The organism is Christiangramia fulva (genome assembly GCF_003024155.1).
GTDB classification, from domain to species: domain Bacteria; phylum Bacteroidota; class Bacteroidia; order Flavobacteriales; family Flavobacteriaceae; genus Christiangramia; species Christiangramia fulva.
The window spans coordinates 2,814,915-2,837,563 of record NZ_CP028136.1; the positions used below are offsets into that span (position 1 = coordinate 2,814,915).

The 22,649-nt window shown below is 37.3% G+C and carries 29 protein-coding genes and 1 tRNA gene; 2 read left to right on the plus strand and 28 right to left on the minus strand.

Annotated elements, in window-relative coordinates:
* Positions 1 to 45 precede the first annotated feature (45 nt).
* From C7S20_RS12440 to C7S20_RS12460, 5 genes are all read right to left on the minus strand, one after another.
* Complete coding sequence (locus C7S20_RS12440) at positions 46 to 369, minus strand: EthD family reductase (protein WP_107012771.1); 324 nt, start codon at positions 367 to 369, stop codon at positions 46 to 48.
* Positions 370 to 526: 157 nt separating this feature from the next.
* Complete coding sequence (locus C7S20_RS12445) at positions 527 to 1,090, minus strand: sugar O-acetyltransferase (protein ID WP_107012772.1); 564 nt, start codon at positions 1,088 to 1,090, stop codon at positions 527 to 529.
* A gap of 40 nt (positions 1,091 to 1,130) precedes the next feature.
* Positions 1,131 to 2,276: a DUF819 family protein gene (locus tag C7S20_RS12450; protein WP_107012773.1), complete on the minus strand. Its 1,146-nt coding sequence runs from the start codon at positions 2,274 to 2,276 to the stop codon at positions 1,131 to 1,133.
* Between the two features lie 376 nt (positions 2,277 to 2,652).
* On the minus strand, positions 2,653 to 4,092 hold the full coding sequence (locus C7S20_RS12455; RefSeq protein ID WP_107012774.1) for a pyridoxal phosphate-dependent decarboxylase family protein: 1,440 nt from the start codon (positions 4,090 to 4,092) through the stop codon (positions 2,653 to 2,655).
* A 55-nt stretch (positions 4,093 to 4,147) separates the two neighbouring features.
* The gene (locus C7S20_RS12460) at positions 4,148 to 5,296 is read right to left on the minus strand and encodes an FAD-dependent oxidoreductase (RefSeq protein ID WP_107012775.1); all 1,149 of its coding nucleotides are present in this window, start codon (positions 5,294 to 5,296) and stop codon (positions 4,148 to 4,150) included.
* 228 nt (positions 5,297 to 5,524) lie between these two features.
* Here C7S20_RS12460 and C7S20_RS12465 point away from each other — a divergent pair, with 228 nt between their 5' ends.
* On the plus strand, positions 5,525 to 5,938 hold the full coding sequence (locus C7S20_RS12465; protein ID WP_107012776.1) for a hypothetical protein: 414 nt from the start codon (positions 5,525 to 5,527) through the stop codon (positions 5,936 to 5,938).
* A gap of 7 nt (positions 5,939 to 5,945) precedes the next feature.
* On the opposite strand, the gene C7S20_RS12470 is transcribed toward C7S20_RS12465, so the two are convergent.
* The 13 genes from C7S20_RS12470 to C7S20_RS12530 form a co-directional block, all read right to left on the minus strand.
* Positions 5,946 to 6,401, minus strand: coding sequence for a hypothetical protein (locus C7S20_RS12470; RefSeq protein ID WP_107012777.1), 456 nt, complete (start codon positions 6,399 to 6,401; stop codon positions 5,946 to 5,948).
* 204 nt (positions 6,402 to 6,605) lie between these two features.
* Positions 6,606 to 6,686: transfer RNA gene (locus C7S20_RS12475), tRNA-Leu, on the minus strand.
* Between the two features lie 94 nt (positions 6,687 to 6,780).
* Positions 6,781 to 6,966, minus strand: a complete 186-nt coding sequence (locus C7S20_RS12480; protein WP_107012778.1) for a YgaP family membrane protein — start codon at positions 6,964 to 6,966, stop codon at positions 6,781 to 6,783.
* A gap of 67 nt (positions 6,967 to 7,033) precedes the next feature.
* Complete coding sequence (locus C7S20_RS12485; RefSeq protein ID WP_107012779.1) at positions 7,034 to 7,339, minus strand: hypothetical protein; 306 nt, start codon at positions 7,337 to 7,339, stop codon at positions 7,034 to 7,036.
* A 31-nt stretch (positions 7,340 to 7,370) separates the two neighbouring features.
* Positions 7,371 to 10,595, minus strand: a complete 3,225-nt coding sequence (locus tag C7S20_RS12490; protein ID WP_107012780.1) for an efflux RND transporter permease subunit — start codon at positions 10,593 to 10,595, stop codon at positions 7,371 to 7,373.
* Positions 10,596 to 10,713: 118 nt separating this feature from the next.
* Positions 10,714 to 11,790 carry an efflux RND transporter periplasmic adaptor subunit gene (locus tag C7S20_RS12495; RefSeq protein ID WP_107014230.1) on the minus strand — a complete coding sequence of 359 codons (1,077 nt, stop codon included), beginning with the start codon at positions 11,788 to 11,790 and terminating at the stop codon, positions 10,714 to 10,716.
* Between the two features lie 21 nt (positions 11,791 to 11,811).
* Positions 11,812 to 13,122: a TolC family protein gene (locus C7S20_RS12500; RefSeq protein ID WP_107012781.1), complete on the minus strand. Its 1,311-nt coding sequence runs from the start codon at positions 13,120 to 13,122 to the stop codon at positions 11,812 to 11,814.
* Positions 13,123 to 13,508: 386 nt separating this feature from the next.
* The gene (locus tag C7S20_RS12505; protein WP_107012782.1) at positions 13,509 to 13,826 is read right to left on the minus strand and encodes a type II toxin-antitoxin system RelE/ParE family toxin; all 318 of its coding nucleotides are present in this window, start codon (positions 13,824 to 13,826) and stop codon (positions 13,509 to 13,511) included.
* Complete coding sequence (locus tag C7S20_RS12510) at positions 13,817 to 14,059, minus strand: hypothetical protein (RefSeq protein ID WP_107012783.1); 243 nt, start codon at positions 14,057 to 14,059, stop codon at positions 13,817 to 13,819. The genes C7S20_RS12505 and C7S20_RS12510 overlap by 10 nt, the downstream gene beginning before the upstream one ends.
* Positions 14,060 to 14,279: 220 nt before the next feature.
* Complete coding sequence (locus tag C7S20_RS12515; RefSeq protein ID WP_107012784.1) at positions 14,280 to 14,597, minus strand: type II toxin-antitoxin system RelE/ParE family toxin; 318 nt, start codon at positions 14,595 to 14,597, stop codon at positions 14,280 to 14,282.
* Positions 14,597 to 14,830 (minus strand): hypothetical protein, encoded by a 234-nt coding sequence (locus C7S20_RS12520; RefSeq protein ID WP_107012785.1) that lies wholly within the window; start codon positions 14,828 to 14,830, stop codon positions 14,597 to 14,599. Before C7S20_RS12520 ends, C7S20_RS12515 begins: the two co-directional genes overlap by 1 nt.
* Before the next feature lie 217 nt (positions 14,831 to 15,047).
* Positions 15,048 to 15,299: a type II toxin-antitoxin system RelE/ParE family toxin gene (locus C7S20_RS12525; RefSeq protein WP_341476525.1), complete on the minus strand. Its 252-nt coding sequence runs from the start codon at positions 15,297 to 15,299 to the stop codon at positions 15,048 to 15,050.
* A gap of 41 nt (positions 15,300 to 15,340) precedes the next feature.
* The gene (locus tag C7S20_RS12530) at positions 15,341 to 15,592 is read right to left on the minus strand and encodes a type II toxin-antitoxin system ParD family antitoxin (protein ID WP_107012786.1); all 252 of its coding nucleotides are present in this window, start codon (positions 15,590 to 15,592) and stop codon (positions 15,341 to 15,343) included.
* Positions 15,593 to 16,034: 442 nt separating this feature from the next.
* Here C7S20_RS12530 and C7S20_RS12535 point away from each other — a divergent pair.
* Positions 16,035 to 17,167, plus strand: a protein-coding gene (locus C7S20_RS12535; protein WP_107012787.1) for an IS3 family transposase whose coding sequence is annotated in 2 segments (ribosomal slippage) — positions 16,035 to 16,296 and positions 16,296 to 17,167 — 1,134 coding nt in all. Because the reading frame shifts where the segments join, the coding sequence is not laid out codon by codon here.
* Between the two features lie 509 nt (positions 17,168 to 17,676).
* Here the strand turns inward: C7S20_RS12535 and C7S20_RS12540 are convergent.
* The 10 genes from C7S20_RS12540 to C7S20_RS12580 form a co-directional block, all read right to left on the minus strand.
* Entirely contained in the window at positions 17,677 to 17,877 is a 201-nt protein-coding gene (locus C7S20_RS12540) for a HepT-like ribonuclease domain-containing protein (protein ID WP_236994917.1), read from the minus strand.
* The gene (locus C7S20_RS19780) at positions 17,853 to 18,014 is read right to left on the minus strand and encodes a hypothetical protein (protein WP_227009007.1); all 162 of its coding nucleotides are present in this window, start codon (positions 18,012 to 18,014) and stop codon (positions 17,853 to 17,855) included. The genes C7S20_RS12540 and C7S20_RS19780 overlap by 25 nt, the downstream gene beginning before the upstream one ends.
* Positions 18,007 to 18,306, minus strand: a complete 300-nt coding sequence (locus tag C7S20_RS12545) for a nucleotidyltransferase family protein (protein ID WP_107012788.1) — start codon at positions 18,304 to 18,306, stop codon at positions 18,007 to 18,009. Before C7S20_RS12545 ends, C7S20_RS19780 begins: the two co-directional genes overlap by 8 nt.
* Positions 18,307 to 18,521: 215 nt before the next feature.
* On the minus strand, positions 18,522 to 19,427 hold the full coding sequence (locus C7S20_RS12550) for an abortive infection family protein (RefSeq protein WP_107012789.1): 906 nt from the start codon (positions 19,425 to 19,427) through the stop codon (positions 18,522 to 18,524).
* Between the two features lie 2 nt (positions 19,428 to 19,429).
* Positions 19,430 to 19,813 carry a hypothetical protein gene (locus C7S20_RS12555; RefSeq protein WP_107012790.1) on the minus strand — a complete coding sequence of 128 codons (384 nt, stop codon included), beginning with the start codon at positions 19,811 to 19,813 and terminating at the stop codon, positions 19,430 to 19,432.
* 234 nt (positions 19,814 to 20,047) lie between these two features.
* Complete coding sequence (locus C7S20_RS12560; RefSeq protein WP_159039924.1) at positions 20,048 to 20,485, minus strand: hypothetical protein; 438 nt, start codon at positions 20,483 to 20,485, stop codon at positions 20,048 to 20,050.
* Between the two features lie 156 nt (positions 20,486 to 20,641).
* Positions 20,642 to 21,205, minus strand: coding sequence for a hypothetical protein (locus tag C7S20_RS12565; protein WP_159039925.1), 564 nt, complete (start codon positions 21,203 to 21,205; stop codon positions 20,642 to 20,644).
* Positions 21,206 to 21,457: 252 nt separating this feature from the next.
* Complete coding sequence (locus C7S20_RS12570) at positions 21,458 to 21,742, minus strand: type II toxin-antitoxin system RelE/ParE family toxin (RefSeq protein ID WP_107012793.1); 285 nt, start codon at positions 21,740 to 21,742, stop codon at positions 21,458 to 21,460.
* On the minus strand, positions 21,735 to 21,974 hold the full coding sequence (locus C7S20_RS12575; protein WP_107012794.1) for a ribbon-helix-helix domain-containing protein: 240 nt from the start codon (positions 21,972 to 21,974) through the stop codon (positions 21,735 to 21,737). The genes C7S20_RS12570 and C7S20_RS12575 overlap by 8 nt, the downstream gene beginning before the upstream one ends.
* Positions 21,975 to 22,186: 212 nt before the next feature.
* Positions 22,187 to 22,627, minus strand: a complete 441-nt coding sequence (locus tag C7S20_RS12580; protein WP_107012795.1) for a hypothetical protein — start codon at positions 22,625 to 22,627, stop codon at positions 22,187 to 22,189.
* Positions 22,628 to 22,649: the final 22 nt, after the last annotated feature.

Genomic DNA, 22,649 nt, shown 5'->3' on the forward strand with positions numbered 1-22,649 from the left:
TTCTCCTGTAACAAGAATAATAGAAATGGAAATTTTTTCCTTTTTCTAAATCTTAACTTCACTTAACTGGACGATCGGTTCAATATTGGTGAAATTGGGAAGATCGGCAGATATTTTTTCAATATTGGCTATAAAAGATTTTTCATAAGAATCCATAGAGTCAAAATACAGATTTCCCATGGCTGCATATGGTGCCGGACTATCGGGCTCCATTCCTCCAATTCCCTTTTCGATACTTGCCGCTTTAATGGCGTTTCCAAGTAACTCTCCCACCAGGGGAACATGCTTAATGCAATAATAATCGATGTCGAAATGCTTTCCTTCCCCATTGGGATAGAGAACGCTTAATTTGATCATTCCTTTTTTCATTTTTTTAAGGTATTGGTTGATCAAATGAATTTAGAAAATGTACAGATTTGTTTTCAGATTTTTCGATAAAGGGAATAAATTTAGAGTTATTGAACCTGAAAAAAAATAAGTCAGAAAGGTGTTTCTCACTTTAAGTCATAGAAAATGAGTTGTTTAATTATCTTGCAGATATAGGTTTAATGATCTTACACGGATTCCCAGCCGCGAAAACATCAGAAGGAATATTTTTAGTTACTACACTTCCTGCACCAATCACGCTGCGATCGCCAATACATACGCCCGGACAAATAATTGCACCTCCGCCAACCCACACGTCTTCCCCAATTACAATCGGTTTTGCAGATTCCAGCATACTCGCTCTTTCCTTATGATCCATCGGGTGCGTTGCAGTATAAATTTGAACATTTGGTCCGAAGAGACTGCGAGAACCAATTTTTACCTTTGCAACATCAAGTACCACGCAATTAAAATTGAAGAAAACCTTTTCCCCAATTTCAAGGTTACTTCCGTAATCACAATAAAAGGGAGGCTCGAGCCAGAGGTTTTTGCCTGAATGGGGCACAAGTTTTTTCAGGATTTCTTTTCGTTTTTTTATTTCTTCCGGGCCGGAATCATTTAATTCTTTTAGCAATTTTCTGCATTCCAGTCTTTCTTTTGAAAGTTCCTTATCAAGAGCATTATATAGCTCACCGGCAAGCATTTTTTCTTTTTCGGTCTTCAAAATCAAAGGGTTTAGAGATTAAAATTAAATAATTCTTTGTTTAGCTCAGCATCCCGGCCACCAGGAAACCAACATAAGTACCTAATCCTGTTCCCAGGGAACCCACCAGGATGGCTGGCAGCAATAGATCGCTCCTGTTAAAAGTCTTAGAGAGAGCTAAAGCTGTGCTGGCGCCTCCTATATTGGCCTGGGAGGCAATGGCGACTACTACCCAGTCAAATTTAAATATCAGCGCGATGAGGAATAAAAAAGCTCCGTGTACCAGGACAATGGTCGAAGTGAAAATAAGAATATCGGGTGCTTTTTCACCTACACTTTGCAGCGCTCCGATCTCACAAAACGCACCTACCACTACTAGGAAAAGATAAATGCTGAACATTCCCAGTAAATTGGCTCCTTCAAGTTTTTGAAAATATCTAAACTGAGCGAAAATAAGTGCAATGGTGGTGAGGATAAGAATAGAGGGTATTCCTAAACCCAGGCTTTCACTCCAGCCGGCCAGAGTATCTGAAACGATCAACGTAAAAATTGCCAGGGCAAGCAAAAAGGAAAGCTGAAGGGGATCTGTCTTTTTCTGTTTTTTACTTACGACTGCCTTTTTTGTGGTCGGTATACTTTCAGGATGAGGTTTTATCTTTTTCATGATCACCGGAAGACTTAAGGTCACCAGCATCCAAATGGCAGTGACAATATTATCGGCAACCACAAGACCGGTATATTCAGCTCCTTCCCTCAACATTCCATAATGAATGGCCAGCGCGTTGAAATTAGCACTGCCTCCAACATAAGTTCCGGTCATCATACCGGCAACGGCCTGATAATTCACTCCAAAAACTGTTTTGTAGTCTATTAATTGAAGCGCCACTAAAACACCGATCATGGTTCCCAGGGCACCTATAAAAAAGGCGAGGAGCATAGGCATTCCTGCTTCCTTTATTTTTCTGAGATTTACACCCAGTAATAGGAAGAAAATACTGGCAGGGGCGACATAAGTGAAAATAATGGCATAGAGTTCACCGGCATTTGAAGCCGTGGGGATAATTCCGAAATTGGCAAATAAGGCACCCAGGATTATTACCAGTAAAGAACTGCTTAAATGTTTTAAAAAAGTATACCTGCAAAGAAACTCACTTAGTGCAATGAGCGCACAGAGGACTCCAAGAACATAAAGAGGATTTTCGGCCATCGGGAATTATAACCTCTAAAATATCAAAAAATTACTATAAATAAGGATTTTGATAATTACTGTGGAGCTTTCGGGTAAAAAGTTCCTTTATAAATCGGATTTTAAAGTGGCTTATCCTTCGTTTGGACAGATCACAATGTATTTCCCATGATCAGCAAGCGTATTATCCGGAGAAGAAAGAGTATAAGTACCTTCTTCAATAACTTTTTTCCAGCAGCCCTCTACTAATAATAGCCGTTTTTAGTGTTTTATATTTTTACCATCGCACTTCCCCTTTAAAAATAATAAATTCATCTGTTTGCCATTTTCATGGAAACTTATGAAATGTTTAAGCTGAAACTCGGTATCTTTTGATACAAAGAAGGGATTTTATTTGCTATGCTTCCAACTCCGCGGTTTTATGCTTTAAAATTTCCAAAAGAAGCTGAATTTGTTTCAAATGCGTCCTGTACACAAGAATTGCTACCCGAATCCAGAAAATACCGTTGATAGTAGTGGAAGAAAGAAAAATACGTCCGTCTTTTCGTACTTCTTCAAGCAGATTTTCATTGAAAGTATTGGCATTTCCATTTTCCGGCACATAGCGAAACATAGCGATAGAAAGTTCCGGTTCAGGTCCGGTTTCAAATCTTTTCATATTTCCAATTTCCTGATAAAAGTATTTTGACAGGTATATTTTTTCCTCCAGTGCTGCCCTGAAAGGTTTTAATCCAAAAAGTTTTAATGGCAACCATAGCCGCAAGCCCCTAAAATGTTTTGTGAGTTCAGGCGAAATATCTGCCGGAGAAGTTTCTTCATTAAGCGAATGTGTATCCTGCATATAATCGGCCAGATAATGATGGACTTTCAGCACCGCCTTTTTGTCTTTTATAAGAATGGCCCCGGTTCCGAATGGAAGAAACAAAGATTTATGAGGGTCCAGGGTAATGGAATTGGCCATTTCTACCCCGCGAAATTTTTCTTCCAGCCCGGGGACGAGTTTGAAAAATCCGCCATAGGCGGCATCAATATGAAACCAAAGTTTTTCTGTTTGCGCTATTTCACCAATTTCTCTCAGGGGATCGATGGCGCCCGTATTGGTAGTTCCAAGTGAAGCATTTATAAAAAATGGGATCAGGCCATTTTTCATGTCTTCATGAATGGCATTTTTAAGTTCTTCCGGAGAAATTCTCAGATTTTGATCCAGCGGAATATATCTTAATTGAGCTTCCGAAAGTCCGGCGATTCGAATTGCTTTCTGTAGGGAATGATGTGCCTGTTCTGAAAGGTAAATTACTGCTTTTTCATAATTCCTGGCTTTTAATCCGGCTGCTTCGCGGGCAGTAACCACGGCCATAAGGTTAGAAATGGAACCTCCGGAAGTTAAATTAACAGCAGAATCTTCAGGAAATCCCACCAGCCTGCACATCCATCGCAAAAGCATGTTTTCAAGTCTGACGGCGCCAGGAGAGGCAAAAAAGACCCCCGCGTAGCGATTGGTCACCGCGGCTAAATAATCTCCAAGCGCCGAGGGATAAAGTCCGCCGCCGGGAATATATCCTAAATGTCCTCCGGAAGCCGCATTGATTCCGGTTTCTTCAATATTTTCAGTAAATGATTGGAGCAATTCCTCCAGCGAAACAGGATCTTCATCCACATCAAAATTATAAATATCCAGACCTTTTTGCTCGGAACCATAATAGGCTTTTTTCTTTTCGAGATCTTCAAGAAATTTATCTGAAAATTCAAGTATTTTTCGGTTCCATTCATTTCTGGTTTCGGCGTCTGGAGTAAGACTAACGGCCATTTTTTCCAGGGCTATTATTTTATCTTTCATGGGTAGATTAAATCAGACATTTTAGCGAAAGGCTGAAGTTAGGGATTTTTATAGTTTAGGCAGAAAGCAGACTCATTTTTCGTAAGAATTTATGCCGGATCCAGCCGATCTTAAGAGCGAGCGCTAGCGATTTAATAACAAGGCGTGCATAACGTCCATTTTGGCGGAGAAGGAGGGAAGTCATAAAAGCGGTGTTTTTGTTTACCCCATTTTTAATGGCCTTCTTTCTTTTTTCAGCATAATCGGTTAAAGGCTTACTTTGGTTAGAATTGAGGGCCTTCAATAAAGCTTCTTTCAATCTTAAAGTGTCTATAATTCCCGCGTTCATTCCCTGGCCGCCTACTGGACTGTTTAAATGGGCTGCATCTCCGGCAAGAACGATATTGCCAAAATGAAGTTTTTCGGCCGTACGACTATGCAGGCGAAATTCACTTTCCCAGATTTTTTCGAAATTTTCGCTGCCAAATAATTTTTGAATGATTTCTTCCAGTTTTTCTCCTATTCTTGTTTCTACTGAATGCTTTTTCAGAAAAATGATCCGCCATAGGTCATCGCCTATATAAAATGCGATGAAAAGGTGATCGCCGGAAGAAAAGCGCGGGGAATGAAATTTTTTATCGGTCTTAAGCTTAATGTCTGCGAGGCCTGCCTTAAAAGGAAAGGTTTTGCCCTTGAGTTCAATTTTCAGGGATTCCCTCACAAAACTATTCCCGCCATCGCAGCCAATAAGAAACCGGCCGGAAACAGTAAATTCTTCATTGTTTTTTCGGTACGAAACCTTTACCTTTTCTTTTTGATCTTTAATAGAAAAAACCTCGGCATTAAATTGCAGTTCAACTGACTTATTATTTTCAACATTTTCCTTCAGAATCTTTTCGGTTCGGTATTGCGGGAGGATCAAAAGCTCAGGAAAACGTGTCTCTTTTTGCAATTCCTTTAGAGGAAATTGAATTATGAAATTATCATTATCGGCATCGTAAAGTTTAACCACTTCAAAATGAAGTGCCTGTTTCTTAAACTCCTTGAGAGCTCCCATTTGGTGAAGGATTTCTTGCGTGGCCGGCCAAATGGTAATTGCCTTGGAATGCTCGCTGGTAGCAGGTTTTTTCTCCAGGAGAAGAACCCTTTTTCCTTCTTTCCCAAGTTGAACCGCAAGAGAAAGGCCCACAGGTCCGGCTCCCACAATAATAACTTCCCGGTTCATAACAGGAATTTACAGAAATAAACCGGAAACCGGAATTTCTAAGGCACTTTTCGGCTCCTTATTGAGAAGGTCCAAAAAATTTATCCTTTTAATTTTAAAGAACCGAAAGTCAATAATTTAGTTTATTTTTTTACCTATCAAATCTGATTCTTATCTTGTTTACCCAGTTCAACGCAACCTTTTTATTAAAATGCATCTGATAAAAGAAGAACTTCTTAAATTTAAAATATGAAAGTAATTTCTGCATTTTTAGTAGCCCTGTTTTTTTTGAGTTGTAATAAGGAAGAAAGCAATCAGATTAGTGATCTGGATTTGAAAGTAGGGGAGCATTCAATGCTGAAAAACGGAAAATGTTTCGATATTCAGGATACGCCCTTTCAATTATGTTTGGACTCTATAGGCGATTCAAGATGTCCTGAAGCTGCCACTTGTGTATGGGCCGGCGATGCGGTCGCGTACTTGTCTTTAAAGTCTGCAGGAGAAAAGAAAAGTTTTGCTCTGCATACACATCCAAATTTTCAGCAGGATACCATGATCAATAATCTTCATTTCAAGTTGATCGATGTGAGCCCTTTTCCCAAATTGAATACACAAATCAATGCGAGAGATTATTCGGTAGACTTACTTATTGAAAATGAGTAGAAATTTATTAAACACCGGCGCCTGCCGTTAGAATAATATAAATAAGCGGAAGGGTGATCACCAGGGAAATGATCGCCGGTTTATGCCAGCTTTTCTTCTCGAATTTAGTTTCCTTTCCAATGTAACGATTCCAGAAGTATTCGTTGAGAATGAGTGCGCCAAGTAAATTCAGGGGCAACCCGATATTGGTTTCTATATTAAAACTTGCCGCGGTGAATACCACGCCTGCAGTAAAAATAACACCAAAAATAAGCACCTCGTACCAGCCTTTTTTATTGCCAGTTTGTTTGAGATTACTCATAAGCAGGATAGTACCAAAAAGGGTGGAAAATATGATGGAAAAAGCATAGATAACTCTTTTGGAATAAAGCTTTGGAAGATCTTCAGCTACTATTTTTTCTGAATTTTGAAGTTCTTCAACTGATTCTTCCCCGGATTGCTTGCCGATTTCCTCTTCAGACATTTTTTGAATTTATGCGATTAATTTTCCTGGATCAGGATTTTTTTAGCGGGCACAAAGATAACGATTTTTTTACAGGAAGATTTCAATTAATAACCGATAAAATAAAGAAAAAGAGGCTTTATAAAAAGATATATTCTGATTACAAAGAAAGATTTCTCGACTTCGTTCAAAATGATAAATGACACTTTTTATATAGCCTCTTTGTGCACACGAGAGGATTCGAACCTCCACACCTTACGGCACTGCCACCTGAAGACAGCGTGTCTACCGTTCCACCACGTGTGCATTGATGGAACAAAACTATGAAATACTTTTTAAAGTAAAATGAAAAATATTGGCGTAATACAGCTTTTTACTGATAAATTTTATCTGTAATAACCTAGCTGCTAATTCCGAATTTTTTCAGAATATCTTCCATCAGGCACCATCTTGTAATTGATGACTGCAGAAGGTTCACGCCTACAAATGCTGTAAACCATAGCCAGTTTATGTTTACATAAATGGCCAAAATTAAGCTGATAATGATAAAAGTGCCTGCAACGCCTCTTACGATCCTGTTTCTCATAATTTTAAGCTTTTGATGTTATTAATTTTAAAACCACGGCCCGAACTATTCCAGGCCATGTTTTTTCTTAAATATGTTCTTCCACGTTAAGAACAATAGCCCTTACGGGATTATCGGTTTTTAGTCCCGAATTGAATTTTCTGAGAAGTTCAAATAACTTCTTCACCTTTTCTTCTTCAGTAAAAGAAAAGAACATAGAAGATTCATTGCCACCCTGCTCCCCCGGGAACCAGCTTTGTGTAGTTACCAGGGAATTTGTTGTTTTATAGCCGTCAATTTCAGAGCTGCTAAAGGCTTCGATATTGGCTTCGCGGAAGATCTTCAGCACCTGTTTCTGAAATTCGTGCAGCGCCGTTACAATAATTAATTTCATATTTCAATATTTAATGACATAAACTGCCGGTTTATTTATCCAGTTTTTCCCTGTCGGTATAATTTTTCTTTTCAATCATATAATACACCAGTGGCACCACAAGCAGGGTGAGCACTGTGGAAGCAATTGTTCCGCCCATCAGCGAAATTGCGAGTCCCTGGAAGATCGGGTCGAAAAGAATAACAAAGGCACCTATTACTACTGTTCCCGCGGTAAGCAGAATGGGCGTGGTTCTAACAGCACCTGCTTCAATAACTGCCTGTTTCAGGGAAGTTCCCTCTTCCAGCCGCAAGTTTATGAAGTCGATAAGCAATACCGAGTTTCTCACCATGATTCCAGCCAGGGCGATCATTCCAATAAATGAAGTAGCTGTAAAATAAGCTCCGAGTAACCAGTGCCCCAGGACGATTCCCACCAGTGATAAGGGAATGGCTACCATCATTACGATAGGCGCTTTAAAGTTCTGGAACCAGCCTACGATAAGGATATAAATGATGATGATAACTCCCAGGAACGCGATTCCAAGATCTCGGAAAACCTCCAGGGTTATTTGCCATTCACCATCCCATTTTACGGTATAATCATCTTCATATTTTGGCTGATTTATATATAATTCCTGCATGTCATAACCTTTTGGAAGATCGATTTTTTTCAGTTTTTCTTCCATTCCGAGAATAGCGTAAACGGGGCTCTCCAGTTTTCCGGCCATATCGGCAAGTACATACACCACCCGTTTTTGATTCTTCCTGTAAATAGATTTATCCTGCGTTTTCTCTTTGACCGATACAAGGTCACTTACTGCCACCATTTGGCCATTTTGAGATTTGATCTGGATATTTGAAATATCTGATGGCGTTGATTTTTCCTTCTCATCAAGGCTCAGAACGATTCCCACGGGCTGGGTGGCATTTTCATCATACAGTTGCGTAATCGCGCGGTCTCCAAGAGCAGTTTTCATGGTATAAACTATTTGCTGAGGAGCAATACCATAGCGCATGGCTTTCTCTTTATCGATCTCATATTCAAATTTCTTCTGATCGGCTTCCACCATCCAGTCCACATCCACAACATTCTCGGTATTATTAAGAATTTGCTTCACGTCCCCCGCAACTTCTATCTGTTTATTATAATCCGGACCATAGACTTCAGCCACTATGGTGGAAAGTACCGGTGGTCCTGGCGGAACTTCAACAAGTTTCACATTCGCTCCATATTTGGCGGCGATCTTATGAATTTCGGGCCTCAGTTCCTTGACCATATCATGGCTCTGGTCGCTGCGGTCTTCCTTACTTGTAAAGTTCACCTGTATATCGGCTACATTGCTGCCATTGCGCAGGTCATAGTGACGAACGAGTCCGTTGAAAGTAATGGGGGAAGCTGTTCCCACATAACTTTGATAATTCACAATTTCAGGCCTGCTTTTCAAATACTGGCCAATCTCTTTTGTTACCACTGCTGTGCGTTCCAGAGTAGTGCCTTCAGGCATATCAACAACCACCTGGAATTCATTTTTATTATCGAAAGGCAGCATCTTTACTACCACACTTTCAGTAAAAAACATAGCTATCGAACCAATGAGCAACAGGAAGGTAATTCCCAGGAAGATCCAGCGTTTTTTAGGATTTTCAATCAGGGGTCTTTCAAAACGGTTGTAGAGGCGATAGATAAAGCTTTCTTCCAGTTTCGGTTCTTTTTTCTCTATCACTTTTCCATCTCGGCGTTTTTCCTTTTCTCTTAGGAAAATAAATCCGAGATAAGGTGTAATAGTAAGTGCCACAAAAAGGGAAAGTATCATCGCTATCGAGGCACCAATAGGCATTGGGCTCATATAGGGCCCCATAAGTCCGCTAACAAAAGCCATTGGCAAAACCGAAGCAATAACGGTAAAGGTTGCCAAAATAGTAGGATTGCCCACCTCATTGATCGCGTACAGGGCTGCCTGTTTAAAAGGAAGACGCTTCATGCGGAAATGCCGGTGCATGTTTTCAGCAATGATAATAGAATCATCAACCACGATACCGGTTACGAACACAAGAGCGAAAAGGGTTATCCTGTTGAGCGTATAATCCAGCATATAATAGGCGAGGAGCGTAAGCGCAAAAGTAATAGGTACCGATAGGAAAACCACCAGACCGCCGCGCCATCCCATGGCCAGCATAACTACAAGGGTAACCGCTATGATCGCTCCGATGAGGTGCATCAATAATTCTGATACCTTATGCGATGCGGTCTCACCATAGTTTCGGGTAACTTCCACATGCACGTCATCGGGGATCAGATTTTTCTTAAGGTGATCGACTTTTTCAAGGATCACGTCGGAAACATTCATGGCATCGGCGCCCTTTCTTTTAGCAACCGAAATGGTCACCGCAGGATATTCTGAAGAAAATTTTGATGATTTTTCTGATGCCGCTCCGTATCCAAAACTTACATATTCCTTTGGAATCTCCGGCCCATCAAAAACAGTAGCCACCTGTTTCAGGTAAACCGGTTGCTGATCCTGAACCCCTATTATGAGATTCTTCACATCTTCAGCCGATTCGAGAAAGGTTCCGGTACTCACCAGGAATTCCTGATCGTTGCGGTTGAAACTTCCCGAAGACATCTGCTGGTTGTTAGCCTTTATTTTTTCAGCTATACCCAGAAAATCCACATTTCGGGCTGCCATTTTTTCCTTATCCAGCACGACCCGGACCTGGCGGCTTCTACCTCCAATTTTGTGAGTTACAGCGACATCGGGAACTTTTTCTATTTCCTGATTCAGCTCATTGGCAATCTGCCTTAACTGGTAACCGTCATAATTTTTACTCCAAAGTGTAATTCCCAGTACCGGAACATCATCAATAGCGCGGGTTTTAACTAGAGGCTGAGTCATTCCCGGTGGCATTTTGTCCATATTTTTCATCAGCTCGTTATAAAGCTTTACATACGAACGTTCAATATCCTGGCCTACAAAGAACTGGACAATAAGCATCCCCTGTTCTTCCATAGAAGTAGAGTAAACATATTCCACACCTTTGATATTGGAAATGATCTTTTCAAGCGGTTTTATAGCCCGCGATTCAACTTCAGTCGGACTTGCGCCGGGATATCCTACAAAGATATCGGCCATTGGCACATCTATCTGCGGTTCCTCTTCACGGGGGATCAGGAATGAACTGTAAACTCCAATCACCATGAAAACGATCATGAGAAGCACCGTTAGCTTAGAATCTATAAAGCCTTTTGCAATCTTACCTGCTAATCCTTCTTTCATTTAAGTATTTTTTAGTGTCTTAATATTTTGGGCGTGCCCTTGTGCCACAATGTGGCACTTCGGTCGGGCTTTCGGCGCCGCACGGCGGACTGCCTCAATCCCTCACGCATTTTTTTATTTATTCAATAACCACAGGACTACCATTGGTAATTTTACCATTTGAAGAAGTGATATATGGTTCTTCTGGTTCAAGACCTGAAAGTATTTCTACCTGGTCGCCAATAGTCCTGCCGGGGCGTATCCACCTCAAAATGGCGGTTCCTTCAGAACTAACCGTATATAATCCCGTAAGATCACCGCGATAGGTAAGGACGTTTTTTGGGACGAATACAATTTTATTTTTCTGCTCCGGACTTTCCACAGGAAACTGAACAGTAGCGTACATTCCGGAACGTAAGCCTTCAGTAGTCTCTTCCAGGCTTATTTTCACCGGATACTGGCCACCGGTATTGCTCGCTGAGCTTCCTACTTCGGTTACCTTGCCCTGTACAGTCTTGTCAAGAGTTTTAATCAGAACCAGTACGTCAGTTTCCGGTTTAATCTGGGAAATATCGGCTTCAGGGATCATAGCCTTCATCTCGAATTTACCGGGAGCTTCCATGGCAAGGAGAGGCATTCCGGGATTGGCCATAGCTCCTTCTTCAACAAATTTGTTGGTGATCACCCCACTAAAAGGAGCCCGGATGTTTGCATAGGTAAACTGAGACTGGATCTCGTTTTTCATTTGCCTTGCCGCTTCCAGCCTTGCTTTGGCCATCTCATAATTTGCAGACATATCGTCCATTTCTTTTTGGGAAGCCGAATTTTCTTCAAATAGAGCCTGGTAACGTTCATAATCCTTTTTCGCATTCTTAAATGCGGCCTCGGCCTCAGTGATCCTTGCATTGACCTGGGCAAGTTTCGCCTGCAGGTCAGTATTATTAATAGAAACCAATAGTTCCCCTTTCTTAACCCTGTCACCAATATTCACGTAAATTTTATGGATGTACCCCATCATGCGGGTACTCAGTTTTGCATTCTCCACGGCTTCAATTTTTCCGCTGGCAGTGAGAAAGGTGTCCTTTACGGTATCTGGTGTGCTGAGCCTTACTTTTATAGGGTCGCTTTTAACTTCGCTTGTATGGGTTTCATTCCCACAACTCAGGCTAATACCCGAGATTAAAGCAACTATTAAAAAGTATATTATTTTTTTCATGGTGTTCATTTTGGTTGTTTTTTAGCTTTTTCTTAAAAATTTCAGATATTCCAGTGCATAATTATATTCGTAAACGGTTTGGTAGAATTCAAGCTCTTTCTGTGATACCATGCTTTCACTCATCAGGAGTTCAGTAGTTTTTTCAAGCCCCTGCTCAAACCGGTTTCTTCTTATGCGCAATGATTCCCTCGACTGTTCCAGAGCAAGGCTGGTAAGATTTAACTGGTTTTCAGCATCTTTTAAGGCCCTTTTTGCCCTGGCTATTTCCATTTTGCTTTGGTCCACATACTGTTCGTATTCCAGCCTAGATTTTTCGGCTTCTGCCTTACTTTTTGCCATCTCACCGAATCTTTTGGTTCCTTTGAGGATATCCCAGCTCAGCGAAACACCGGCTATATATCCGTTAGCACTTCCCTGGAATAGATCATTATCATAGAGTTCATAGCTCCCAAAAGCATTCAGTCGTGGAAGAAAAGAAAGTTTATCTGATAGATGCATTTTTTCTCTCGCCTGGACAGCCAGGTACATTGCCTGTATATCGGCCCTGTTTTCTGAAAGCTCGGGAGCTTCTTCGGGAAGAGTGGTTATCGAAAGGGTATCTGTAGGTTTTAGCAATATTCCCTGCTTCCCGTCCATTAAAAAAGACAGGTAATCAGAAGCGTTATTCACATTGCTTTTGGCATACTGAAGTTTGTTTTCAACCTCGCCAACTCTAACTCTTACCGCCAGTACATCTGATTTTTGAAGATATCCCTGTTTGAAGCTGTTTTCAGCGAGTTTTAAGTTCTCCCGGGCGGCTTTTAAGGCATTTTCCAGCACATCAACCGCTTTATATGCGAGTTGTAGCTGCATGTATGCTTTTTCCACTTCCATTTTAATGGCATCTTCTGTGCGCAGCGACTGAAGTTCTGTGGCCTGCATTTTCTTTTTTGCGGCACTGCGCTGGGTAATTGCATCGAAATTTAAGAGCGGTTGCTCTACTTCAATTTTTGTAGCAAAATTATTTACGCGATCGGGATTATTAAGCAAATCAGGATTAAAATCGCTTTGTACGATACTTTCCTGATTAAGTTTAAATCCAAAAGCCATAAGCGGATTGGTGGTGGTCATCGCGGTATGCGAGACACTTATATTGGGGAGAAATACAGCATTGGTTTGGTGATAATCGGCTTTTGCTGCCAGAAATTCCTGTTTTGTGATATTTAATTTTCTGTTTTTTTCCATCACCTGCTCCAATACCTGTTCTTTTTTTACAGGAAGTACCTGCTGAGCCTGAAAGAACCAGGTAAAAAGAAGTGCCGGAATTACCAGAAAGGGGTTTATGTGTCTCATACTTTTCCGAATTAATTTTGGGCAAAAATAGATTCAGAAAGCGCCGTACACAGTAACCTTTGTTACCAAGCCATGTAACCTTTGTTACAAAGTTTCTACTAAAATTTGCTGAAGGTTTACAATATGGGAAGCTTGAAATTCTTTATGAGATAAACTCCGATGTTTTTTAAGTTACATTCAACAAATGTAAAAGTTATGATTTGTTGCGTTAATTTATTGAACTCAGGTCTCACGATATTAATGCTGGCTAACGGTCTAGGTTAACACAAGTTGCGGGAGTAGGGAATATGGATTTGTCGGCTTACCGATTAAGTTAATTGGTCTCTAAAATAACAATTTTCACACTTTACCGGCTATTTGCCTTAACCGATGTTGCCAACTGGCTGCTATTTTGATCTTTTTATTTTTATTGGATGCTGTTGAGTATCAAAAATATCTACAATTTCAACCTGATTTTTCTCTTTATTTATCCAATATATAATCTTGTAACTTTGATGAACTAAATAGCGAAATTCTTGTTTCCTTTCAGACAATAATTCTTCTATTTGTCCAATTTCTGGTTGTTTTTTTAGTCGGCGAGTTTCTTTGACTATTTTCTGAGTTTCTTTTCTAGCAACTCTAAGGCTAGCATTCTCTTTTAAATATTTGAAATTTTCTCGAACTTCGTTTTTTGCGAAGTCGGTCCAATAAATTTTTACCTCCATTTTTCAATTTCAGCCATTAAATCATTAACCTCAGTTAATTTTCCTTCTTTCGAATCTTTCATTGATTTATCGATTCGTTTATTGAACTCTTTTTTACTCATTGGCTGAATCTCTCTATTCCCGGATAATTTTTTCTCTTTCTTTAAAACTTTTTCAAGTCTGGTAATTGCTTCCTCACTTTGAAGTTTTAAAAATTCCTGAATGAATTCTATTTTTCTGGCTTCTATATCCATTTTCAGCTTTTTATCAAAAATACGAATTCTAATTTAATCCTTTTATTCTTAATCGGAGTTTTCTGGAGCTTGTTGCCAACGGTTTGCGGTTAACGACAAGTGCCACGGAGTTATAAAAGCAAATCTGTCGGCTTAACGCTCTGGTTTGTTATGGAAACTAATTTAATTCTTTTTTGTAGAACCCGGCATTTGCGATAACCGCTGTTGGCAACTGGCTGGTTTACTTCGACCTTTCTATTTTTGTTGGATTTTGCCGTGTATCAAAAACATCAGCAATTTTGATAAAACCATCCTCTGGATGAACAGAATAAATAATTTTATAGTTTTTAAAAATCAAATATCTGTAAGATATTTTTCTTTCTTTTAGAAGTTCCTCAATTTGTCCAATTTTTGGATTGTCCATTAATCTATTTGGCTCTTCTAGTAAATTTTTAAGTAATTTCTTCGCAACCCTGGGACTAGCATTTTCTAAATAATATTCAAAAATCTCATCAAGTTGCTTTTCTGCAAATTTTGACCAAATTATTTCTAATTTCATTATTTATATTTAGATAATAATTCCGAAGTCTTCTTGAAACGATTATTTTTAAAATCTTTTTCTGATTGGTCAATTCTTTGATTTAGTTCCTCTTTTGTCATAGGTTTGAAGTCTTTTCCAATGACATTTTTCTTCTCTTTCTTTAATAGTTTTTCCAAACGAGAAACAGCTTCTTCACTTTGAAGTTTTAAAAACTCTTGTACAAATTCTATTTTTCTTGATTGTAAATCCATAGCGATCAGCTTTTGATCAAAAATACGAATTCTCAATTAATCCTAGAAGAATGTTGTGACTTTTTGACCAGCTTGTTGCCAACGGTTTCGGTTACCGCAAGTTGGCGGAGTAGGGAAGCGGAGTTGTCGGTTTATTAGTTTTCTTTCCTGGTTTCTAAAATTACACTTTTTCGACTAAACCCATTATTTGCGATGAGCCGTTGTTAGGTGTAGTTTTTTATTCTCGAATCCTTCTTTTTAAATCCATACTTCCGTGTAATATTCTTGTGATTTCAATCTCATCTATAGAAATCTCGCGATAAAATATAATATGTTTTTTTACTCTTAATCCGAGTAATCCAGAAGTAATTCCTTCATAGTTTTTTCCCAAGAATGATTTTTGAGTTATTTCCTCAAAACTTTCAATCAGATTTTGATAATACATGTCAGCTTGTTGTTCTGACCATTTTTCTAGTGTATAATCCCAAATATTAGCTAAATCAGCGACTGCCTTTTTTGGTTAAATAGTATTTAGCCATTCAGTCGTTTATTTGATTTTAAAGATTCAAGATGTTTTTTTGGATCAAAATTGTAATCAATTCCACTATCAATTCCTTCTTGAATTGCATTTTTCAATGCAGCAATTTTACTTTCTTCTTCTTCTAATAATCTTAATCCAGCGCGAATGACTTCGCTAACATTTTTGTATCTGCCTTCATTTATTCTACTTCTAACAAATTGGTCAAAGTAATCACCTAATGATATGGACGTGTTTTTATTCATTTTTCATCTTTTTTCAAATATACCCAAAATTGGTAACTTTCACAAGTTGAAAAATTACACCTAACGTCTCGTATAAAAACAGTGCGGCGATTGCCGGCGTTGATTTTCCGCAGGAAAATCAGACGCAGCAAGTACGCACAGACTTTCGATTCGACTCTAAGATAGCATTGTTTTTATACATTGTTGTGCAATGTTTTTCTCTTTAGGGTTTAAACCAGAATCAGATTAAAATGAGAGTCAGCGTGAGCCCGAGAATCAGAAATCCGATTATTGCATCGGGCAGTTCATTTTCAGGGTGTTTTTTGTAATTAAAAATCTGTTTAAAAGTCAAAGTCCGCCTTTTTGATCCCAACGACTTCAACTTCTCAATTGAAAATCTAAATGTAAGCTTCCCTTAAAACCGAACTGTTTAAAAGTAGAATAATTCTTAATTTTAAACAGTATGAAAAAAAGTAAATTTTCCCCTCAAAAGATCTCTAAGATTCTCAAAGAATTCGATAACGGTAAAACCGCTGCTGAGATCAGCCGTGAATACGGAATCAGCACAGCTGCTTTTTACAAGTGGCGTGAGCGTTATAGTGGTATGAACGGTAAAGAACTAAAGCGCCTAAAGGAACTCGAAGAAGAGAACCGACGGCTCAAGCAAATGTATGCTACCCTTTCTCTGGATCATGAGATGGCCAAAGAGATCATCGAAAAAAAGCTCTAAAGCCTTGCCGTAAGAGAACTATAGCTAAAGAACTTGCTCATTACGGTATAAGCAGGGCGTGCCGTGTTTTAAAGATGAGCAAGAGTGTGTTTTATTATATTCCGCTGCCTAAAGATGATAAGCCTATAGAAGAAGCCTTACAGGAAAAGGCAGAGAAATATAGTGAGGAAGGCTTCTGGATGGCCTATGATCGATTGCGTAAAGAAGGGAAGCCATGGAATCATAAAAGAGTGTATCGTGTATATAAGAACCTTGGTTTAAGCCTAAGGCGTAAAGTAAAAAAAAGACTACCAGCAAGAGTAAAAGAACCCCTAGAAGTGCCAGAGATGCTCAATCATACCTGGAGCATGGATTTTGTAACAGATGTCCTGGATAATAAAAGAAGGTTTAGAGCCTTTACCATTATTGATGATTACAACCGGGAAGCACTTCATATAGAAGTTGATTTTTCCTTGCCTAGTAATAGAGTAATTTGGGTGTTAAACCATTTAATTAACCGAAGAACCAAACCTCAGAAGATAAGAATGGATAATGGTCCTGAATTTATTGCTAAAATAGCTTCAGAATGGAGTCAAATGCATGGAATTGATTTCCAGTATATCCAGCCAGGAAAACCTACACAGAATGCTTTTATTGAACGATTCAATGGAACTTATAGAAGAGGAGTTTTAAATAAATATATTTTTGATGATCTTGATCAGGTACGGGAACAAACCCAAGTCTGGATGGATGATTACAACAATCAAAGGCCTCATGATGCATTAGGAAAAATGGCACCAATAGAATATGCAAAAATTAATACGCTATTAGAAACTACAAATAAAACTAAAAACAATAATTTTATAACATCAAGCAGTTCTAATTAGGGGAAGCTTACAAGTGTTGCGGAAAGGGCATTTGAAATTTTTGAATTTTAGCAGCAATAAAATCCATTTTTCTTCTTTCCTGGATCTTTCAATTGAACTTTTTTAAGAACGTTCTTTTGAGCGGAATTTTGTTGTTCAGTAAAGGTAGAAATTGGAGGATTTTTAATCCATTTTTCTAAATCTTGAAAATCTCTGTATTTAAAGGCTTTTTTGAAAATTCTATTTCAGCAGGATTTTTCAGTTGAACTTTTTTCCGAACATTCAGTTTACCAAAGAGCTTTCAGATTTATGGAATTTCACCTGACAGGAAAATGAGGACTTTCTGCTCCAACTTGATCTTTCTGTTTTCCGGTCGGCGCAATTTTTTGTAACGGTTTGCGGTTATCGCAAGTTGCGGGAGTAGGGATTCGGACTTGTCGGATTAACACTTTTCATTCCTGGTTTCTAAAATTACACTTTTTCTATAATACCCGGAATTTGAGATGAACCGCTGTTGTACGCTGCCCGCTTTACTCAGATAATTTATTTTCTACTTCTTGTTTTAACTTTGGGAGGTTGTTTATAACAATACTCCAAATTAGTTCATCAGAAACCATATCATATCCGTGAATAATTCTGTTCCTGGTACCAATAATCTTTTGAGCATTCTCAAGTTGAAAATTTTTATTCTTTTTTAGAATTCTATTTACAGCTTCTCCGATAATTTCCAAATCACGTTCGGTTGCTCTTTTTGTTCTAATGTCGCTACGTATTCCTCGAAAATTTTCGGTCTGCCCTGGTAATAACTCTCAATCTCATTAATAGATTGTAAAATATCGTAAAGCCAAGTTTTTATTTCTTCATCCATAAATTATTTGTTTTGAAGCATCTATTGATCTTCTTAAATATGGGTTTTTAATTGCTTTTTCTTCAAGCAAATCAACTTGTCTTTTTAATAAATTTTCTAGGGAAGTTTTTAAATCAAAATAATTGTCTGCGTAGTCATATAAATCTACTCCGTCAAAATCTACTACAAAATCAACGTCACTTGATTTTTTAAATTTATCAGTAAGTACAGAACCAAACACAAATAATCTTGAAACTTTATGTTGAGTACATAAAGCCTTAATTTTATCTTTATTTTTTTCAATTATTTTCATATATCGAAAATACAAACTTTTTCAATGCTATTGAAAAATTTAAAATTAGAAGTTGAATTTTGTAGGTGGGTTGCGTACAACGGTTTGCGGTTATCGCAAGTGGCGGGAATAGGGACGCGGATTTGTCGGATTAACCATTTAGTTTCTTGGCTTCTAAAATTACACTTTTTCTACAATACCCGTTATTTGCGATGAAGCGGTGTTGTAGCCAGTTTTTATTTTCTTAGCTCGTGGGTTTCTAACAAATAAATGGCTAGTGTTGAAGCAGCACCTACGGCTAATTTAGCGTGCCGTGGTTGTAAACCTTTAAATTTACCATCTTTTCCGTGACCACTACCATATTCATTTCTTATTTCTCCTATTCCTTGTACAACTGATGACAAACTACCTAATATTTGTTTTATTGATTTTGCCGCTTTTACTTCATCTGAAATATCTTCAGGGGTTAATTTTAAAAGTTTGGTTGTCTCTTTCATCAATTTTGGAAGATCCCAACTCTTCTCGTATTTTATTTTTCTCTCTTCAAAAATAGATTTACAACAAGTCTCAATTAATTCTTTTGCTAGTCCAATTGCTATGTGTGGAGAATTTTCAATCGAAGTTTCCATCAAATTGATTTGCTGGGTTACATATTCAGCATTTAGAATTTTTCGAATATTTTCTGTTTTTCTAGCTAAGGATTCTTTTCCTGTTATTTTCATCCTACCGACGAAAATTGGCCTGCCAGAAATTTTGGTCTTTTCAACTAATTCAAAATTATCATCCTGGAGATTATCATTAAATATTTGTAACAGTTTGCTTACCTCTGATTTATCAGCTCTCACAATTGGATGTATCATTTCACATAGGAAATTTAAGAACCTTGAATCATCACATTTCATGAGGTTGAATCTGTCATCGTAGAAAATCCAATTATCTTCCCAATCATTGTTATTTATGCGATGTTGCCAAATATCTCCCGCAGCATTTTCGAATCTGCTGTCATAAGATTCCATTTCTTCTAAATTGTAAATTCTAGACAAGAAATCAATTTCCTCAAGCCTTCCTGACCACCAGAAATTTTCTACCTGAATGAAATCAAAAATATTTCTTCTTGTTATTTCTGAGATTTTATTGGCCAAAATTAATCTTCTTTAAGTGCAATTTCTAGGATAAGATAATCTTGATTTTGACCTAAAATTAGGTTGAAATCATCTTGATCACGACTAAATTTTTCAGGAATGTTTTCTACGTCAATTAATTCTTCACCGTTTTCTTTTAAATACTCGTTTAGTATTTGAATTACTTCACGCTTTATTGCCGGAGGAAAGAATAATTTTATACTCCTCCAATTTTCTTTAGTATTTGCCCAATATTCGTATTTGCTTAAATAATGATGATTTTTGACCTCCTCTGAGTGAATTTTTTTGAAGTCTCTATCAGCAGGATAAGGAAATTCTAATTGAAATATTTCCTGGTTAATTCCTAATCGTTTTGATAAGTGTTTGGTAAGTGTAAAATAATCCATTTAGTTATAAAAATTTCTTTAAAAATTGGCTACAACGGACTCGCATAACGACAAGTGGCGCGGAGTTATGGATGCGGATTTGTCGGCTTACCGGTTTTGTTTGTTATAGAATCTAAGTTAGTTCTTTTCTGGAAAACCCGCCATTTGCGGTATGCGTTGTTGGCAACTGGCAATTAGTTACCGAACATTATTCTTAAGAATTATTTGAAAATATATCTAAAATAATTTTCCTTTTCATTTTGGCCAGTTATAATCTGAATCATTTCTAAATGGTACTCCCATTTCTATTTCTAAAACTAAATCATATTCACAATTTAATGCAATCCAATTTTCTTCATTAAAATAAACTCTCATAAAATTATATTCATCTATTTCCCAATATTCTGCATTTTTAAATACTTCTTTTTTTACAATTTCTATTGGCTGATTAATGATTGCTTTACTTTCAAAAGAGAAATTTTTATTTCTTGTTCTTAAATATCCAAAACGATTGTTTTCATCTCGATAGAATGTTAGGCGTAGCATTAAACTTTTCCATTCTAAAACTAATTCATTATCATCGGTATCTTCTTCTAAATATTTTCTGTCAGGTTTTCCTAAAATTGAAATAACATCTTTCTGATTCATTCCAAATTTTATATTGTCAAAGCCTATTTTTGGTTTTAGTACCATTTTTCTTTGCTTGTTGCCAACGGTCCCGGTTACCGCAAGTTGCGGGAGTAAGGACGTGGATTTGTCGGCTTAGTGGTTTTAATAATTGGTCTCTAAAATAACCATTTTCGGCTAACTACCCGTTATTTGCGGTGAACCGTTGTTAGGCAACGTATTTTATAATCTATCTACCTTAAGAGTTTCTATAATTTTTTCGGTTGTATGTATTTCAGCATATTTTTCAATTGAACCAATCTCAAATTTTAAAGGAGAATTTGTTTTCGTCCAGGCTATAATTCTATGTTCTTTTTGATAACTAAGAATATGGGTTTTTTCAAATAATGAAACTTGATGCTTCTTACCGTTTAATTTCCTGTATTGTACGATATTATGTGTATAGGAAATCCCCAATTCATCTAATTTATTAAAAATTGCATTCGTAAATCCCTTTACATCTTTTATTATCAGACAATGCGAACCAAAATTTTTCATTCTGGGATCTACCTTATGAACTTTCTTTCTTTTTAATAACAAATTTGAAATTGCATAAGTAGAATAAATATTTCCAATATGACCTTCTAGATGTTTTCTAAGTTGTAAAGAAGCTTTTTCAAGCGTGATTGGATTATTTGGGACTTTTAAGGTTAGCTTACCTTTTAAATTTTCAATTTCATAAACACCTTCGTAAATATCACCTACAGCTTTTTTATCTGAGTTTTGAAACCAATTAATAGTATTCATATAGATTTCACCTTTTTTCAAGAGGTTTTCTATGTTTTTCTTACTACCAAATTTCAGTAAAAATAGGACTTGAATATTCATTAAAATATGGTGCCTAACGGTCCCGCATAACGACAAGTGGCGCGGAGTAGGGATGCGGATTTGTCGGCTTACCGGTTTTGATTGTTATGGAAACTAATTTAATTCTTTTTTCTAAAACCCGCTATTTGCGATATGCGGTGTTGGCAACCGTATTTTCTTACTGAATTTTGATTAGATATTGGTTAAATCTTGTTTGCCGATAATTGTCATAATTTCGACAATATTGTTTTCTACTCGATAATAAATGCTATCAGATCCGCACACGCATCTTCGATATCCAGGTTTTATAAAGTCAACTGCTTCAAAAGTGAAAGGTTGCTCGGCGATGAGATCGAAATATTCAAAAAATGTTTCGAAATATTTATCTGCTTGAGCTACTCCAAATCTTTTTACTCCAAATTGATGAATCCGAATTAAGTCTTCTTTAGCGACGTTACTTAATCTATATTTACTCATTAAGTAAAGACTTTGATTTTGCTAAAATCTGTTCTTTACTATCATTTGTAAATCCGCTTTTTTCAGCTTTTTCTATTTTACTTCTAATCCAATCAATTTGAACTTGCTGATTTCTTGCTTGTCTTATCAGATCATTAACCAATTCACTTTTGCTTGAATACTCTTCATTCTCAATTTGAGATTTTAACCACTCGTCATTTGGTTTTGTAAATGAAATACTTTGTCTTGCCATAATATTTTAATTTGATGTAAAATTGCACCAAAAATGAATCACTAGCAAGCTTTTTGTGAAAATATTGTTGCCAACGGTCTCGCATAACGACAAGTGGCGCGGAGTTTTGGATGCGGATTTGTCGGTTTAACTATTTGTTTGTTATGGAAACTAATTTAGTTCTTTTCTATGAAACCCGCCATTTGCGGTATGCGTTGTTGCTGCCAGTGCCTTTACTTTTTCTTTTCTAATTTAGTCAGCCTTTCTTGCCACTTTTCAATTTTATTATATTCAGGATATTTTTCAATATTTCTTTTTAAAAATTCTTCTAAAAGTTCAAATTGTTTAGTCTTTGAATATAAAATTATCACTCTATCAATATCGTGAGCATAATTATAAAGGTGCAGTTTATTAGTTTCTTCTTCTCCGAATTTAATGGATTCCAGGTATACATCAATAGCTTCTTTCAGTTGCTTTTTCTTTTCCAATTCAGAACCCCTGTTTCTCAGGGAAATCATTTTTTTCGAATCGGTTTCCCATTTCTTATTCTGAGCTTTCAGCTCTTGGGTTTTCTGTTTTAATTCGGAATAATTTTTTGGATGATTTTTAGAAAGATTATTTTTCCTATTAGGAGTTCGCTGATTTGATCCGAATAATAATTTAAATAATCCCATAATCTTTAGTTAGATTTTTGTT

Coding starts and splice junctions, on each gene's coding strand:
- C7S20_RS12490 (WP_107012780.1), bottom strand. CDS start 10,595: ATGAAAGAAGGATTAGCAGGTAAGATTGCAAAAGGCTTTATAGATTCT.
- C7S20_RS12580 (WP_107012795.1), bottom strand. CDS start 22,627: ATGGGATTATTTAAATTATTATTCGGATCAAATCAGCGAACTCCTAAT.
- C7S20_RS12500 (WP_107012781.1), bottom strand. CDS start 13,122: ATGAGACACATAAACCCCTTTCTGGTAATTCCGGCACTTCTTTTTACC.
- C7S20_RS12570 (WP_107012793.1), bottom strand. CDS start 21,742: ATGAGTAAATATAGATTAAGTAACGTCGCTAAAGAAGACTTAATTCGG.
- C7S20_RS12485 (WP_107012779.1), bottom strand. CDS start 7,339: ATGAAATTAATTATTGTAACGGCGCTGCACGAATTTCAGAAACAGGTG.
- C7S20_RS12520 (WP_107012785.1), bottom strand. CDS start 14,830: ATGGATTTACAATCAAGAAAAATAGAATTTGTACAAGAGTTTTTAAAA.
- C7S20_RS12495 (WP_107014230.1), bottom strand. CDS start 11,790: ATGAAAAAAATAATATACTTTTTAATAGTTGCTTTAATCTCGGGTATT.
- C7S20_RS12545 (WP_107012788.1), bottom strand. CDS start 18,306: ATGAAAATAATTGAAAAAAATAAAGATAAAATTAAGGCTTTATGTACT.
- C7S20_RS12460 (WP_107012775.1), bottom strand. CDS start 5,296: ATGAACCGGGAAGTTATTATTGTGGGAGCCGGACCTGTGGGCCTTTCT.
- C7S20_RS12530 (WP_107012786.1), bottom strand. CDS start 15,592: ATGAATAAAAACACGTCCATATCATTAGGTGATTACTTTGACCAATTT.
- C7S20_RS12480 (WP_107012778.1), bottom strand. CDS start 6,966: ATGAGAAACAGGATCGTAAGAGGCGTTGCAGGCACTTTTATCATTATC.
- C7S20_RS12455 (WP_107012774.1), bottom strand. CDS start 4,092: ATGAAAGATAAAATAATAGCCCTGGAAAAAATGGCCGTTAGTCTTACT.
- C7S20_RS12450 (WP_107012773.1), bottom strand. CDS start 2,276: ATGGCCGAAAATCCTCTTTATGTTCTTGGAGTCCTCTGTGCGCTCATT.
- C7S20_RS12565 (WP_159039925.1), bottom strand. CDS start 21,205: ATGAATACTATTAATTGGTTTCAAAACTCAGATAAAAAAGCTGTAGGT.
- C7S20_RS12440 (WP_107012771.1), bottom strand. CDS start 369: ATGAAAAAAGGAATGATCAAATTAAGCGTTCTCTATCCCAATGGGGAA.
- C7S20_RS12575 (WP_107012794.1), bottom strand. CDS start 21,974: ATGGCAAGACAAAGTATTTCATTTACAAAACCAAATGACGAGTGGTTA.
- C7S20_RS12515 (WP_107012784.1), bottom strand. CDS start 14,597: ATGAAATTAGAAATAATTTGGTCAAAATTTGCAGAAAAGCAACTTGAT.
- C7S20_RS12510 (WP_107012783.1), bottom strand. CDS start 14,059: ATGGATATAGAAGCCAGAAAAATAGAATTCATTCAGGAATTTTTAAAA.
- C7S20_RS12465 (WP_107012776.1), top strand. CDS start 5,525: ATGAAAGTAATTTCTGCATTTTTAGTAGCCCTGTTTTTTTTGAGTTGT.
- C7S20_RS12470 (WP_107012777.1), bottom strand. CDS start 6,401: ATGTCTGAAGAGGAAATCGGCAAGCAATCCGGGGAAGAATCAGTTGAA.
- C7S20_RS12560 (WP_159039924.1), bottom strand. CDS start 20,485: ATGGTACTAAAACCAAAAATAGGCTTTGACAATATAAAATTTGGAATG.
- C7S20_RS12505 (WP_107012782.1), bottom strand. CDS start 13,826: ATGGAGGTAAAAATTTATTGGACCGACTTCGCAAAAAACGAAGTTCGA.
- C7S20_RS19780 (WP_227009007.1), bottom strand. CDS start 18,014: ATGGATGAAGAAATAAAAACTTGGCTTTACGATATTTTACAATCTATT.
- C7S20_RS12555 (WP_107012790.1), bottom strand. CDS start 19,813: ATGGATTATTTTACACTTACCAAACACTTATCAAAACGATTAGGAATT.